11 protein-coding genes and 3 pseudogenes are annotated in these 14,608 nt (G+C 41.2%); 12 read left to right on the top strand and 2 right to left on the bottom strand.

The genetic code is table 11. The annotated features are described in order from the left end of the window. A pseudogene (locus RH88_RS23580) lies at window positions 1-831 on the bottom strand (IS3 family transposase); the annotation flags it as partial. Window positions 832-1,010: 179 nt separating this feature from the next. Between RH88_RS23580 and RH88_RS23850 the strand changes: the two are divergent. The 12 genes and pseudogenes from RH88_RS23850 to RH88_RS08455 all read left to right on the top strand — a co-directional run. After that, window positions 1,011-1,121 (top strand): annotated as a pseudogene (locus tag RH88_RS23850) (IS630 family transposase); the annotation flags it as partial. A gap of 275 nt (window positions 1,122-1,396) precedes the next feature. Then, a complete protein-coding gene (locus RH88_RS08495) occupies window positions 1,397-6,286 on the top strand; it encodes an anthrax toxin-like adenylyl cyclase domain-containing protein (RefSeq protein ID WP_005594994.1) in 4,890 nt (1,629 codons plus the stop codon). Between the two features lie 212 nt (window positions 6,287-6,498). Then, a pseudogene (locus RH88_RS22905) lies at window positions 6,499-6,735 on the top strand (IS6 family transposase); the annotation flags it as partial. A 407-nt stretch (window positions 6,736-7,142) separates the two neighbouring features. Next, entirely contained in the window at window positions 7,143-8,195 is a 1,053-nt protein-coding gene (locus RH88_RS08490) for a coiled-coil domain-containing protein (RefSeq protein ID WP_005594993.1), read from the top strand. Between the two features lie 67 nt (window positions 8,196-8,262). Continuing rightward, the gene (locus tag RH88_RS08485) at window positions 8,263-8,544 is read left to right on the top strand and encodes a hypothetical protein (protein WP_005594992.1); all 282 of its coding nucleotides are present in this window, start codon (window positions 8,263-8,265) and stop codon (window positions 8,542-8,544) included. Next, complete coding sequence (locus RH88_RS08480) at window positions 8,541-8,879, top strand: hypothetical protein (RefSeq protein WP_138944269.1); 339 nt, start codon at window positions 8,541-8,543, stop codon at window positions 8,877-8,879. The genes RH88_RS08485 and RH88_RS08480 overlap by 4 nt, the downstream gene beginning before the upstream one ends. A gap of 153 nt (window positions 8,880-9,032) precedes the next feature. Further along, the gene (locus tag RH88_RS08475; RefSeq protein WP_005594989.1) at window positions 9,033-9,446 is read left to right on the top strand and encodes an antirestriction protein; all 414 of its coding nucleotides are present in this window, start codon (window positions 9,033-9,035) and stop codon (window positions 9,444-9,446) included. Between the two features lie 82 nt (window positions 9,447-9,528). After that, window positions 9,529-9,912 (top strand): hypothetical protein, encoded by a 384-nt coding sequence (locus RH88_RS08470; RefSeq protein ID WP_005594988.1) that lies wholly within the window; start codon window positions 9,529-9,531, stop codon window positions 9,910-9,912. A gap of 297 nt (window positions 9,913-10,209) precedes the next feature. After that, window positions 10,210-10,383: a hypothetical protein gene (locus RH88_RS23710; RefSeq protein WP_005594986.1), complete on the top strand. Its 174-nt coding sequence runs from the start codon at window positions 10,210-10,212 to the stop codon at window positions 10,381-10,383. 170 nt (window positions 10,384-10,553) lie between these two features. Beyond that, on the top strand, window positions 10,554-10,958 hold the full coding sequence (locus RH88_RS08465) for a hypothetical protein (protein WP_005594984.1): 405 nt from the start codon (window positions 10,554-10,556) through the stop codon (window positions 10,956-10,958). 113 nt (window positions 10,959-11,071) lie between these two features. After that, window positions 11,072-11,389, top strand: a complete 318-nt coding sequence (locus tag RH88_RS08460) for a hypothetical protein (protein ID WP_005594983.1) — start codon at window positions 11,072-11,074, stop codon at window positions 11,387-11,389. An 89-nt stretch (window positions 11,390-11,478) separates the two neighbouring features. Next, window positions 11,479-12,366 carry an ArdC family protein gene (locus RH88_RS08455; RefSeq protein WP_005594982.1) on the top strand — a complete coding sequence of 296 codons (888 nt, stop codon included), beginning with the start codon at window positions 11,479-11,481 and terminating at the stop codon, window positions 12,364-12,366. Between the two features lie 47 nt (window positions 12,367-12,413). Here RH88_RS08455 and RH88_RS08450 read toward each other — a convergent pair. Further along, on the bottom strand, window positions 12,414-14,608 hold a 2,195-nt coding region (locus RH88_RS08450; protein WP_005594981.1), incomplete at its 5' end, for a DNA topoisomerase.

Below are 14,608 nucleotides of genomic sequence, written 5' to 3'. Positions count from 1 at the left end.
TAAGGTTATACGCCTTCATTAAAGCCTTGCTGATCAAGTCTGTTGTCATTCTTTTATCTAAGTGCCATCCAATGATACGTCGTGAATACAGGTCCATTACAATGGCAAGATACATCCAACCTTCATCTGTCTTTAAATAGGTCACATCGCCAGCCCATATCTGGTTTGGTGCGACAGGGTTAAAATTCTGATTAAGTAGGTTATCCGCCACAGCATCGCTATGTTTACGTTTGGTTGTCACCTTATAGGCTTGACGCTGCTTCGCTTTTAATCCCAAAGACGACATCACAGAACGAACGCGATATCTTCCAATTCGAAAGCCTTCCTTGCGTAATTGTTTTACCATTGCTCGATTGCCAAGACTACCGCGGCTCTCCTTGAAAAGAGCCTTTATGCGACGGTATAACCTCAAAGTCTCCTCAGAGATGAGCTTAGCTGGTCGCTGTAACCAATCGTAGTAAGCAGAGCGACTAACCTTCATCACTCTGCATAGCACTGATACAGGGTAGAAGCTGGCTTCAGACTTAATGAAGTTGAACTTTACTTCATTTCTCTCGCAAAGAAGGCTGACGCCTTTTTTAGTATCTCCTTCTCCATGCGGAGCTGCTTTACTTCTCTACGTAATTGCTTCAATTCTTCATATTCCTCGTCTGAAAGCTCCTCAGCATCAAGCTGAGCTTCAAGCTTTGCTTTCCACTTACCGAGTAGTGCAGCAGACACTCCAACAGACTCAGCCGCTTGAGCGAGGGTATATCCTTGCTCCCGAATTAAAGCAACCGCTTCTTCTTTAAACTCTTTTGGGTAACGCTTGTATGCACGTTTTTGGGTCATAAAACACCTCACTGATTAATGTTATTTTCTCTCAGTAAAGTGTCCGGTTCCATTAGACCAGTTCATGCTTGCATGTAGAGCCTGTGTGAAGCCGACAAGCGTTAGCGCGTCAGTCTCATTCACCCACGGCTTACTTGATCGATCCCATAAAAAAAAGTCGCTTCGCTCCAAAGTACCTTCAGGCGGCAATAGACCAATTTTTTGCTGTAGCTCTTCCAGAAGTTGCAGGCTCTTTGGCATTTCGAATTAATGATAATTTTCAGATTATCAAGACTGCGTCTTTAAGTTGATTCGGTATAGATCGATACCAACACTTTAATAGATATGCTTGTTACTCCTGTTCTCAATGAATGACTACACCATTAGTTTAGTACAACGACGCTAAAAAGGAGGTGCGTCCATCACATCAAAGCCCTTTCATATTCCGGTTATTTATGTTACATCACGATGGTAAATTACGTGCTCTCGGTAAATAACATAGCTGATGTTTTATGTTAATTTGCTTTTAACATGTATCTAACAAAATACTTTATTTTAATTGAAGAGTGTTCTCTTGGCTTTTAATATGAAAAAAGAAAAATCATTTAAGCGTAGCGCCTTATCTTTAGCTATGTTGGTTTCGGTATCATCGTTACCTAGTGCTGTACTTGCTTCTGTCGAAATTAATTATCTGGCAGAGAATATATATAATTCAGATGCGAATAATTATGGATGCCAAATTTCTTTAGATGCTGCTGTTAAATCTGGGTATAAATTATTAGATGGGTCAATTGTTAACGTAGAAATATTACGTTTCAACAAGGACACCGAAAACCCCTATATCGCGCATGAGGTATTCTTCGGTGTACTAAAAGAGCAAAATGGACGTCTAAGTTTGACACGTGAAGCGATGATCCATGGTGATCAGGACCCAAGCGCGACATGTATTGTGACCAATGTGGGCTTCTCTGGATTGGTTCGAAGTGAGCTTAAGAACAAATCTAGCGATTTTCAGTCAGGTATCGCTATATATGAAGAGCAACCTGTAAAGGCAGGACCGATATCAAGCTTAACAACGCTTACTGACATTCTGAGCGTTCCTTTCATAATGAGTTTGAAGGAAGATGCTAGTTCAGAGTTGGTAGATATGTTGCCATTAACAGTAGGTGATGGTGATGAACGACTCAGGAACACAAGTAATGTTGAAAACTATGCTGTTTTCTTTAAAGAAGTAATGTCTGGAAAGACGGGCGTTAAAGGTGCATTCAAAAATGGATTGTCTCGTAATTTTCTTGAAGAAAAAACAAACGATAGAATTGAAGAATTTCTAGTCAGAAGCCTAATTGAGCCAGCAGAAGTACACCGATTGATATCTTCAGAAGTTGATAAGACCTTACTTGCCACACTGCTGAGGAAGACGATTCTCGCTGAGTTAGAACAAGACTCTTATTTTGAATACGGTAGTGAGCAGAATATTCAGGCAACGCTTGCTTTTCAATATTCCTCGGCCATCTCATCAAGCATGCAACTGATTGAGGATGACGCGCAGCTTTCTAGCGCACTTATCGCTGAATGGAATAAGATTGAAAAAAGCTATGACGAAATGTCAGAAGCAGCTTTGGATATTGGGTTCCCATTAATTTATGCAAAGAAAGATCTAGAAGGGAAAAAAGTATCTATCAGAACGCTAGAAGAATATGGAATGTATGTCTCTCATGCGCTTGATGCAACAATGGGAGATGAATTCAACGTAAACCCTTATGAGCCCATTTCTGCTTCGATTCCTGCTGGTTGGTCAATTGCTATTTCTGATTACTACTCCCTAGTAGGGCAAGGAAAAAAAATAATAGAAGGCCCGTTCAGCGGTAATTTACCAATGTTCTGGGAAAGTAACTTTTCCTTGAAGCCACTATCACTCGTGGCGCTACCTCCTCCAGATTTTGTCCCTCAAAACGAAAGTTTGGATAGTCCAATTAATATACATCCTTCAGATGCTTACATGCATATGCAATTGGCGATGAACTATCCAGATTTAGACGGCATTGATTTAGCGCGAGAAGTCTTTTCTAGTAATAACTCAGATGTAAGCATCGACGTTGAGGCTGGCACGATAAACTATTTGAAGTCAGAAGGAGGCTTTCTTGGCAAAAATTTCGTTCAAATCGCCAGCACAGTTTATCAAAAGGAAGTCGATGACTTAGAAGATTGGGAAATATTGAGTGTTAAAGCTTCGCTTGATGCGGTGGGAATCGATACGACCTTTGCTTACGGTTCCCCAAACAATATCAAGTCTAGTTTGTTACATCGACTCTCTTTACAACTGACAGAAAATGCGTTGGAAGCCTTTATAGGTAGTGGGTTAGAACCTGCCTTATTTGATGAATTGGAGTCTCAAGGTTTAACACAGTTGGATGCAAAAAAGGCATTTATTGACCTTGTTTACAACACTTTCACCAACTCAAATCTTAGGATGAGATTCTCGTCATCAATGAGTGAGGATATGAAAAAACAAGCGGTCTATGATTCGTTAATATCTTGGCATAGTGCCAATGAGGATCTTAAATCTGCGCTAGTTGCAGTAGATTACGATTCAGAAGCGGGTCAACATATTTTTAATTACCCGCTTACTGATGAGCTTTACGCGAAAGGACGTTTGTACACTTATGGTGCTACGCCTGAAGAGGTAGAAGAGCTTTGGAAGCCTTACCTAAAACATGGACGACTCGACCTTTTGCATCTCCATGGGTATAAAGTACAATCTTGGCTGATAAATAAGGATAAAAACGAACTTGGCGCACTAACCAACACGGTGCAGTGGGAATGGCATCGTAATCACGAAGTCTTGTCTCAGAAGCTTGGGCGATTCTTAGGTGCAATGATCGACGCTAAAGCTAAATTGACGGGAAAAAAAACATACACAACACAGATAGCATCTCGAGGCGATGCTAGGTTGCATCATGGCGTGAAACTCTATAAGGTCAGGCAGGACTCTAGTTCAATGGGCCAAAGCACATTAGTAAGTAAGCCGGATATAAACCAATATGTGTTAACAAGCACTAGTCTTGGTTACACTGTACTTTTACCGAATTCGATTCCTGGATTGTTTGATACGGATAAGATCTCGTTTAGATATGCCAATTTGGATTACCACGATATAAAGGACGAGTCTCCTTTATTTGTGGAGATGGAACCAAATGTTGCAAAACAGTGTGCATGGGAAGACTTCGAGTCAATGTATTATGCATACAACTACTGTAAGTCAATATATACGCAGACAGGTTCCAATAACGTCGGAGACGCAGATCTCATGGCAAGTTTGATTACGAAGCATCTTATTGATAATCGCGATCAGCTAAAAACAGTAACAACAGATTCGGATTATATAAAGGGAGTATTGCAGGCAATTGTACCTGTATGGGCTACCGTAGAAGACTTTGAAAAGGGTAATTACGGTATGGCCTCGTTGGGGCTATTGTCAGATGTAGCTTTCTTCCTCCCTATTGGGGAAGCTGTATTTAATTCTGCGAAATTAACGGGCAAGGTTGTCTCGAATGCGATTCCACGCAAGTTTAAAGTTTCGAGTCGTTTTAATAAGGTAACTATTGGAAGCAACAAACGTGTTGCAGGTCAGGCGTTTGATATTGATGTTAAAGCAGCAAAAATTGAGGCTCGAAAAGCATGGTTGAATATTCCAAAGACCATATTTGACGAAATGAATCTTATTCCTGTTGGCGACATTGTAAAAGGGGCGAAATCAGCATCTTTGAAAATTAAGCAACGTGTAAAAGGTGTAAAAATTGACAACACGGACCCTTATGCTCCAAAGGTCTACCAATCTAGAGATTTTAGAATTTCATCTAGTGACCGACCTGACTTTGATCCTGATGCGATAGTTGGTATCCCAACTAAAGACCGTGAGGCTTTTGCAAGTGTCGCTGATGCTGAGAACGCTGTTATCGGTGTGCGTTTTGTCGATCCTAATAACCGCAGCTTATTAGAGTCAGGACTGTATAGCAGCAAGAGCTTACTTATTAAATCGAAAAGTTCTGATTGGGGACCTCACGCTGGCTTTATTCCGGTAAATCAGAAATATGCGAAAGCTTCTGCTCAACGCGACGTCGTTAAGTATAACCACTACTCTGACAATGCCATCCAAAGTAAAGCGGCGCTACCAGTGCCTCTATCAATTGATGACAAGCGCCTTAAAGAGTTGCAGAGTGGTGATAACCCGCTTATACCTGAGCTTATCGAAGATCTAGATAGTGGGATGTTAAAAGGGACGTCAAATGGTGTCGACTTTTATTACCAAGAGCATGACGGCCTTTGGATGATTCACGTTAAGGATGGATCTAGCATTCCAGCACCGCTAATGGTGATGGGGGACTACACTAGTCATAAACCAATGACAGCCGACTACGATTTGTTCAGTGTTATGGCTCATATTTCAGATTATGGTGTGTCTGATTTGGTCAAAGTTCCTTTGCCTCACGCGAAATGGAAAGCCACCATCGAAAACCCTGATAAATTAAGTCCCAATTTGAAAGAGCTTTATGATAATGAAGACTTATACAATAAGGTTCACAACATGCACTTGGGGGCGATATCAGAGCGTGTTAACAGTTTAAAAGACAAAGTTAACAATCGTCTTGGTCGTGGAAAAGGGATGGAACTTATCCACCATGGAGCTGATGAGTCCAACCCATTCCCTGACATAGAAGCTAATTTCCCCGCGACTTATTTTGTGCCTAAGCGATATTTAAATCATGATGCGTTTGGTCCAGGACAAGGTTCGCTAAGGGATTACTTCCAAGTTGATGAGGTAGGCACTGTCATCCTCAAAGATGTAGATGATTTTGCCAACTTTCATCAGTTGATGACAAATGTACAGTTTACAGGCCCACTGAATTCACTGTGGTCTAAAGAGTATGGACAACTTGCGCGTAAAAACCGGCTATCACACGCCTACTTGAATGCTCGTGAACAGGTAGAAGCCTTGCTAACTCAAGGGATTGATGTAGCAAAACTTAAAGTATATATACCGGGTGTATTTGATGAAATGCTACCACCGGGAAGAATACCGGCCAAGCCGATCGAATCATTCCGAGTCTATAAGGAAATTATTGATATTGTTGAACATTCTAGCGGCGTGCATAGAGCTACATTGAGGAATTATTTGGGTGGCTTTGGTTGGGTTGGCCGTCCCGCGCGTGTGGTTAGAGTTGGATACTATTACTACTACGTAACCAAAATCGATAATGAATATTTCCTGACAGATGAAAATAGACTAAAAACGTTGCGGATTGTGAAGGACGAAGAGGGATATTGGGTAGCTGACGAGGCTCTACCTGATGGAGGTAATGGGGACAATGAAGGGGGGATTGAGCCGCCACCAGATCTAGGTCCGGGTGAAGGAGGCCAAATTCAGCCACCGCCAGACCTAGGGCCAGGGCCAGGGCCACTGATGTCCAATTACTAACTGACTTAATTGTTCGAAAACGCCCAACGACTTGGGCGTTTTTTTGCGTTTAAGACATATCTAAGTGGCATAGGGTCATGCTTTTTTAGTTGGCTCTGTCGCAAAGTTTTTGTTAGATGTAGGCGTCTTTATCTCCAGACGCAATGGCTTTGTTGCAAAAAATTCAGCCAGGGCTCAGAATAGTTTCTTTCCTCATTTCATCCAGCGACTCAATGACCAACCCCGAATTCAAATGGAAAAACTTTGCTCCTGAAATCATCCTTTGGTGCCTGCGCTGGTATGGTTCGACCCCAATGAGCTACGCCAACCTTAGCGACATGCTGGCAGAGCGAGGGATTTCGGTTAATCGTTCGACCATTTATCGTTGGTTTATTGAGTATGCCCCAACATTACGCAAGAAGTTACGTCGCCATCAATTCATAAGGAGTGACTCTTCGTGGCAGCTCGATGGGCTTTGTTGCAATGATTAAATCCTCATCTTGTGTTTGATTTTTTAATGCTGTCAGCGCAATCGTGGGTCGTAGTTTGCCTATTATGTTAAGTTGACAAAATTAGGGTGACTTTTGCATATTTCGACACCTTGCTTGCTGTTAAACCGCAAAAGTCGCCCTTTCCTTCACCAAAAACGCCTAAATCCTCTCTGAAAGTTAATTACAGTTTTTTGCTAAATGTTAAGCGCTTGTGATGCGTTTTCATTTCAGCTCGATCTTGCACCGTAACCTCCAAAATGATCGGTTTTCCAACCATATGTCACAAATCTTCGATTGGTGTGATATATGGTTAGTTATTTACATTTACACTTTACGTAAAGTGTTTTACAATTTTTGTAATCTGTAAATTCAATCAAGGCGTAAACATGACCACTACATCAGATATCAAAAAACAAGTCGTTAAGGCTTGTGAAACCTTGTACCAAACTGGCGGTGTTGAGTTGAAGAAGATCACTGGTCGTCTTGTGGCCAAAGATACCGATTTTTCACATACCGCTGTGACTCCTTATGTAAAAGAGTGGCGCGAGGAACAATATAAAATCGAATCTGACGAGCTTAAAAAAACGTCTATGAGTGATGTACTGGTTAAAGCATTGCATCAGGAGATCAACACTCGAATGCTTTCGCTTAATGCTTTACGTGATGATGAAATGGAAGTGAATCGGATTGAACTTGAAGAAGCTCAAGAGAGTGCAGCGGAGCTTTTACAAGTTAATGACATACTTGATGTGAAGTTGGCCGAAGCGACTACTAAAAATGTTCAGTTGGAGCGTGAGCTGGCTACTAAGACTCAAGAAGTGACTAACCTTGAAGCTACAGTGTCACGAGTTCAAGCTGAAAAAGAGGATGATTTAAAAGCGGCTGATCGTTCTTATGCTGAACTCGAGGGGAAATTAGCCGAACTGGTCGCCAGTCACCAAGCTATCATCGAAGAGCTGAAAGACCAGCATCAGCAAGCGTTAATAGAGTTGAAATCTGAACATACTCAACGTATCGCGGAACTAAGCAATGTGCATAATGGCAATGTAGAAGAACTGAAACTCTCTCATACGTCAATCCAAGAGCAGTTACGCGCTGATATCGACAAATTATCGAACAGCCTAAATGAAATGACTGCCCAATCTTCCTCTAAATCTGAAACCATCGGCCAGTTGCGAGCTGAGCTTGAGGATAAAGAGTCGCTTAAAGCAGCGATGGAATCACTGACTATCGCTAATCGAGAGCTTGAGATCCAACTTAATGCTGCACAGCAAAGTGCTCAATCTGCCAATGTGTCAGTATCGAAACTTGAGGCTGAGCTAGTTGATCATAAAGAGCAAAGAAATAAAGCGCAGAGCGAGCTTGTTAAGGTTAGTGATAGCTATAGCGTACTTAACGATAAATATATGGGATTACTCTCGAAGAGTAATGATGTTTAACGGTGTAAATTTTTGCCTTAATCGTATGGGTACGATTAAGGCGTGAATTTTTCTATGGGGTGTTACTTTGGAATTTGACGATTGGGTTTGTCTTGAGGCTGGCGAGGATGATTATGTTATCGACCGCTTTGAGGTTAGGGTGAAAGGAAAAAAGCCACTTGTGCTAAATAAGCCGAGCTATTCCAAACTCTTATTTGTGACTCAGCAATACTTGAATATCAAATTAGAACCCGCTAAGCAATTTATACGCGAATCGGTATTAGATACACCAGATCCTTTGAGCTTTGATGAATACTGGCGTATGCGTGAAGCTCTTGAACAACATTTAGCTAAACGGCTAGGGGCATGATGAAAAAAATCACAGTAGTAAGCTCAGGTGAAGGGTTTTATGATGATGGTTCATCATCGGAAGCGTTAGAAAGGGACTTTCAAAGCACGGTATATTCATCATTCAAGGACTTTATGGATGATATGTATTGGATGGGTAAAAATGAAAATTTCCGTATGGAATTGGCTCATATAACTGAAAGTAATAAACCACGACGAACGCCGGAAGAAAGGCAACACATATTAATCAATAAAATTAATGCAAAGCGCCGGCTTGATGAACATTGCGCAAAGGGTGGCACTTCGTTTGAGTGGGGTATTCATCCAGAATTGAATAAAAAAAAGGCTAGTCATTAGACTAGCTTTTTTTTACTCGTTATAATGGCTACACAACGCATCAGACGTTGTAAATCTTGGCGTGTGCTACCGATCATAATCAATTGGTCAGCAGCCAAGATTATGATTGATAGCTTCGCTTGTTGTCAATCCATCAATTCAAAGGTGATCTCTATGATTACTGCATCAATTGTTCCGGTTGAGGAACGCTTTAACTTTTTCCCATTGATAACCAAACAGTACATCTATTTTGAACGGGCAATTTATCATTTTGCTGACAAGTTTGTTCAAGATAAGCGTAGTGCTTATTGGGAGTTTGCAACTATCAGCAATGGTGGAAAATTTTGCTATCCAAAATCAAGCTCAGCTCTAACATTAGTTAATGTTATGAATTACCAAACGGTGACGCTATCGGCAGAAGCCGCAGGGATTTGTATCATGTTAGTTGTGTTCAGCCATTATTCCATGATTGCTTATGAGCATGAAGATGGTGATGAGATGGAAAGGTTTGCTCAATTACATTCTCAGTTGGAGGCATACGCTATGCTTCATCCTGAGTGGTCAAAAATCGGGCGATTTATCGACTAATTTTTAACGCTTTGGCGTTTCATACCAATGGGAGAATTCCCATTGGGGATTCTCTTTTTTTTGTTTTATTAAGGGGATCTTTATGTCAGATCAAGCAGTCATTAACGTACAAAAAATACTAGAAAATTCACCATCTAGGATCACTACGCATTACCACATACCACTGAAAGCGTATCTATCAGTAGATGATACTAATACGTACATGTGGTGTGATGTTAATCAAGCATGGATCGCGAGCAAACGTGATCTACAAAATGATGTGCTTGTGTTGGAATTTGAATTATTAAACTCAGCAGGGTTTAGTAAGTTAGGTTTACATCCTTGCCCTCATTGCAAATCTAGCCAGCAATGTTATGCGTCTATCGGGATAAGTAACGAGTTGTCATTAGATTGTGATAGATGCGGATTTTCGTTAGAGGTGGATTCTGAGTGTTTTTCACAAATACAAAAACAATTAATTCAATAGGTTAGCTTTTATTAGTTCAACCTCACTAAATTGCCCCAATATCGTGATGATGTTGGGGTTTTTCTTTTTAAATCAGTTATTATGAGCTGTGTTGCATTCGTGAGTGTAAAGGGATTGTATGAACACCAGAAGACAAGTGCTGTTAGAAATGCTGATTCAGAATGGTTCGAGTAAAGAGTATCGTAGGCTTCGATGCCATGAAAATAACGTATCATTGGTAAAGCGGAAAATGATGAGGTTTGGAGTAATACTTGGTTGCAGTGTTACAGTGATTGACGACCAAGAAGTGAGAAGCCAATGACCGATAAGATTAATGCAGATTTAACGATAGATGTTGAGTGTCCTGTTTGTGAAAGAACGTTGCCTAGACGCGGCGTAAAAGGCCAAATCGTGGGTGTTCATTCATTTACATGTACTTGGTGCTCAGAAGATTTTGTGGTCACGATTGAACCACAAGAACAGGATGATTGATAAGCGATTGTTTGGGTGGTATTGTTACCCAAACTCTTCTTATTGAAGTAGTGAGTCTTTAGACTCTTTCACCAATCTTTTCATAGCGGATACCCGCTTGTCCTTGCCAGTTCTCTGGCAAAGGCCAGCAGAATTAGCATATTTACCAACGCTAATCAAAGGGGCTGTCTATGACACACCAATTTTCTCTATCAGTAAATAACCAACGTTGTGAGCTTGCTTCAATTGAGACAGATACTCTTGTTTCTATCTTTTTCTATGATGGTCGTTTAAAAAATTACGCTCATTGGGATCAGGGTAAAGCTGAACTCATAGTACAAAAGCTATGGTCACGGGTTTGCAACGTTGAAGACAATTTTCCTGAACTAAAAAATGAGTACTCGCTTCAAAGTGGTGCGATTCGTCGCCTAGAATCAGTTTGCTCAGATGTTTATGAATATTTGGAAGTCGTAAGGGATAGTATGCAAAGGTGGGAACGTCAACGAGAAGTGATGCAATTTTACCGTTGTCACCCATATAAAGCTGCTTTTTATTACGCAATGGTTAATTGGTTGAAAATCCCAATTATCCGTTAACTGATACACCAATTCTATTTGTAGCGGATCTACTCCGCAGCTTATGCCAGTTCTACTGGCATCGGCCAGTGAATTAGCAAATTTTCAATAATTTCTAATTTAGGAGTAATCCGATGACTACATGCACACAAATTAATATCAGCAATACAGTTTTAGTTAAAGCAGTGACAGTTTCAGCAAAAACACGACATAAGCAAGATCGCCGTGATGTGACTATTTTGATCCCACAGACTAATGTGGATTTATGTCATTACTGGACTGGTCATCATAGAGATTTTGTTCAGCGTGAATTGTTTAAGCTAGGCTTAAATAGCTGTTCTCACTTCATTTCTTTAACTTGTGTTGATGAAACGGTTTTAAATAAAGATGAATTGCAGTCGCTCTTTATGGCGTACCATAGCAGCAAGTCTTTAACTAATTTTATATTGTAGCGGTTCTACTCCGCAGCCTATGCCAGTTCTACTGGCGTAGGCCAGTGAATTAGCAAATTTGAAAAATTTCTAATTTCAGGAGTAGCATTATGACTACAAACATCAATACAAAAACTGACTTTCACCAGTTAATCACTAATCAAATCATTGAAGCACTAGAAGCAGGAGTGAAACCTTGGGTTTGTCCTTGGGATAGAACTTGCGCATCAGGTCTACCTATCAATGGCTCAACCATGAAAACATATCAAGGTATGAATATCATGTTGCTGTGGATGAGCGCGGCGGAACGTTGCTTTACTTCTCAATATTGGATGACCTTTAAACAGGTTGTTGATATGGGCGGTAAGGTGCGTAGAGGCGAAAAAGGGACGGCTATCTTTTTCTACAAAATGGTGGAGAAAAAGGATGCAGCCAACAGTGGTGAAGATGAAACCTATCCTATGTTAAAAACTTATTTCGTTTTTAATTTAGATCAGGTTGAAGGATTGGATTTTGAAGAGAATAAAGAGCCTCTTAACGAAATCAATTTGGTCGATGAAATGGAAACATTCATCAACCGAACGGGCGCTAATCTTACCTACGGGGGAGCAAAAGCGTTCTATCGTCCATCAACTGATCAGGTTGTTATTCCAACGAGAGAACTGTTTCACTCGACGGAAGGGATGTATGCCACTATCTTGCATGAACTCACGCATTGGACAGGGCATAAGTCGCGTCTTGATCGAGATATGAAGGGGGCATTTGGCTCAAAAGACTACGCTTTCGAAGAGTTAGTCGCTGAGTTGGGGAGTGCGTTCTTGTTGGCTGACTTTGGTTTTGATGGTGATCTGTTTCAACACAAAAGTTATATAGCGAACTGGTTACAAGCTTTAAAAAATGACAAACGCTATATTTTTAAAGCTGCAACACAGGCCAGTAAAGCTCATCAATACTTGAATGAACTGACGCTTACGTCAGATTTATGTATCAATTCATAAGCCATTAAATTGCCCGATAACGTTTTCACGTTATCGGGTTTTTCTATTTATAGCTCACCGCGATCTCTATCTGGTTTGCCGTTCTGATCAAAAAATCGAACAGTACATGTTGGAAAACCACTACAGCTCCACCAAAAAGTATCGGGTTTCTTGCCTGGTCTACGCACTAGGCCATTACCACATTGCTTACAGAACTCTTCTGTACTGACGGCAAAGCTTTGAGTCGCTTTTGGCTTTGGGTTGAAGTTCGGCTTACCGTTATCATCAGGAAAAGTCGTTTTGCAATCTGGATAGCGATTACACGCCCAAAAAGCCCCGTTCTTTCCGCTTCGCTTGGTTATTGCACCAAGTTGACAAGTTGGGCAGATATGACCGGCTTTTTGCGTGAAAGGAACGCCGTGAGTTTTTACGTGTGTGACTTGCTCGCTAATGTATTGGCTAACTTCACTTAAAAATGCCTCGATCGTTTTTTCTCCTTTGGCAATTTTATTGAGGCTGCCTTCCCAAATTGCTGAAATATCAGGCATGACGATTTCATCTGGCAGCATGGCGCAATACTCTTGCCCTGCTTGTGTCGTTTTGTAGACAGGATTTTTATAGCCCTTTTCTTCCGAATAGGTCACAAAGTGCGTCAGGCTCACGAGTTTTTCAATGTGGCCGCTTCGCGTTGCTTCTGTGCCTATTGAACCGTTTTCGCTGGATGTATTCTTGTCTTTGTCTTCAAGCTGTTTTCGCAACACAGGATCTTTGATGAATTTGGCTGCATTGGTCATTGCTTTTAGCAAGCTAGCATCATCAAACAGTTTCGGTGGTTTTGTTTCTCTTTCTTCAACATCGAGGTGGTCACACAGCCCTTCGGTTTGTTCTTTAAAGCTAGCGAGATCAAGAGCATTTTCATTTTTTTCATCTAAATACTCCCCTTTAAAGATCACTTCCCAACCTTGAGATAGCAAAGTCGTTTGTGTTGCTCGATAAGTTCGTCCTGTACATTCAATATCGAGAGCAACTTTGTTTCGTCGTGACGCAGGGTAAAATAGGGCGATAAATCGTTTACTCACCAATTCATAGAGGTTTCGTTCTCGATCTGTGAGGGTAATGCCATTGACGGCTTTATCCGTTGGAACAATGGCGTGGTGCGCTTCTATTTTACTTGCGTTAAACGCCTTGTGTATCGACGTAGGAGCAGCCTGAGCGACAAATTCACCCAATGACGCAGCATTGGTCGATATAGCACTGAAAATGCTCTGAGCGTTCTCTAGGTGCGCATCAGATAGGTATTGATTATCGCTTCGCGGATAGGTGACTAATTTATGTTTTTCATACAGGCTTTGCATCGCATCTAAAACATCTTTTGGTTTATATCCCCAGCGTTTGGCCGCTTCGATTTGTAGCTTCGATAAATTAAAAGGCATGGGTGCATTAATGGAGTCTTCTTTACTCTCAATTTTGGCAATCGTTGCTTTTGCGCCGGTATCCACTTCTTTTGTTGCGGCGACTTCCAACGAACAAATCATGCGGCCTTTTTCATCTAAATCAAACGCATCCGTTGGGATGAGCTTTCCTTTGATGGTGTGGTTATCGATGATGAATGAACCAAACAGTTCATAGTAGTAACTCTTGGTGTGGTTTTGGTTCGCCAGCGTTCGTTCGTTAACCATGCCAATCAACGTAGTGATCACGCGGCCAATATTAAGAACCTTATCAAAGCCCTTTTCACGTGCTTTAAGGGTGTAGGCGCGTGTGAAGTTGTAGCCATGAGCTTGATCCGCTATTGAGCGAGCTAAGGCTTTTGCGGTTAAGAATCTGAAATTTTCATTGGGTTGTAAATTGGCTAAGGCTTCTTTAACGGGCTTTTCGTTTAAGTCGGCAATGAGTACACGTTGCACAGGTTTTTTGTTGTTGGCAAAGGTAAGAACTTCATCAACTAATAAGCAGCCTTCTGGATCGGGATCACCGGCATGAACAATTGAGGTCGCTTTTTCAATCAGACTGAGCACCACCTTTAACTGTTTTTTTGCTCCGGAGCTGTTAATAGGTTTGTTCTTAGGCGGGTAGTGAATGCTCATAGGTAGCTGGTCAAGCAGCCATTTTTTGTGTTCGATATTGTAATCTTCTGGATCGTAAAGAGCTAACAAATGGCCTAGACAGTAAGTGACTATATCATTGCCGTGTTGGTAGTAACCATCGTGTTTCTCTGTGTTCACATTACCGCCAAGGCCATTAAAAATAGCAGCGGCTAGAG

It is taken from the genome of Vibrio scophthalmi LMG 19158, from assembly GCF_000222585.1.
GTDB classification, from domain to species: domain Bacteria; phylum Pseudomonadota; class Gammaproteobacteria; order Enterobacterales; family Vibrionaceae; genus Vibrio; species Vibrio scophthalmi.
The sequence above is the reverse complement of the archived record's forward strand: the minus strand, read 5'-3'. Positions and strand labels throughout refer to the sequence as shown.

Bases quoted from the DNA above. Each gene is read 5' to 3' on its own strand.
- RH88_RS23710 (WP_005594986.1), top strand. From the start codon at position 10,210: ATGACCGATAAGATTAATGCAGATTTAACGATAGATGTTGAGTGTCCT.
- RH88_RS08475 (WP_005594989.1), top strand. From the start codon at position 9,033: ATGATTACTGCATCAATTGTTCCGGTTGAGGAACGCTTTAACTTTTTC.
- RH88_RS08495 (WP_005594994.1), top strand. From the start codon at position 1,397: ATGAAAAAAGAAAAATCATTTAAGCGTAGCGCCTTATCTTTAGCTATG.
- RH88_RS08455 (WP_005594982.1), top strand. From the start codon at position 11,479: ATGACTACAAACATCAATACAAAAACTGACTTTCACCAGTTAATCACT.
- RH88_RS08460 (WP_005594983.1), top strand. From the start codon at position 11,072: ATGACTACATGCACACAAATTAATATCAGCAATACAGTTTTAGTTAAA.
- RH88_RS08465 (WP_005594984.1), top strand. From the start codon at position 10,554: ATGACACACCAATTTTCTCTATCAGTAAATAACCAACGTTGTGAGCTT.
- RH88_RS08470 (WP_005594988.1), top strand. From the start codon at position 9,529: ATGTCAGATCAAGCAGTCATTAACGTACAAAAAATACTAGAAAATTCA.
- RH88_RS08490 (WP_005594993.1), top strand. From the start codon at position 7,143: ATGACCACTACATCAGATATCAAAAAACAAGTCGTTAAGGCTTGTGAA.
- RH88_RS08480 (WP_138944269.1), top strand. From the start codon at position 8,541: ATGATGAAAAAAATCACAGTAGTAAGCTCAGGTGAAGGGTTTTATGAT.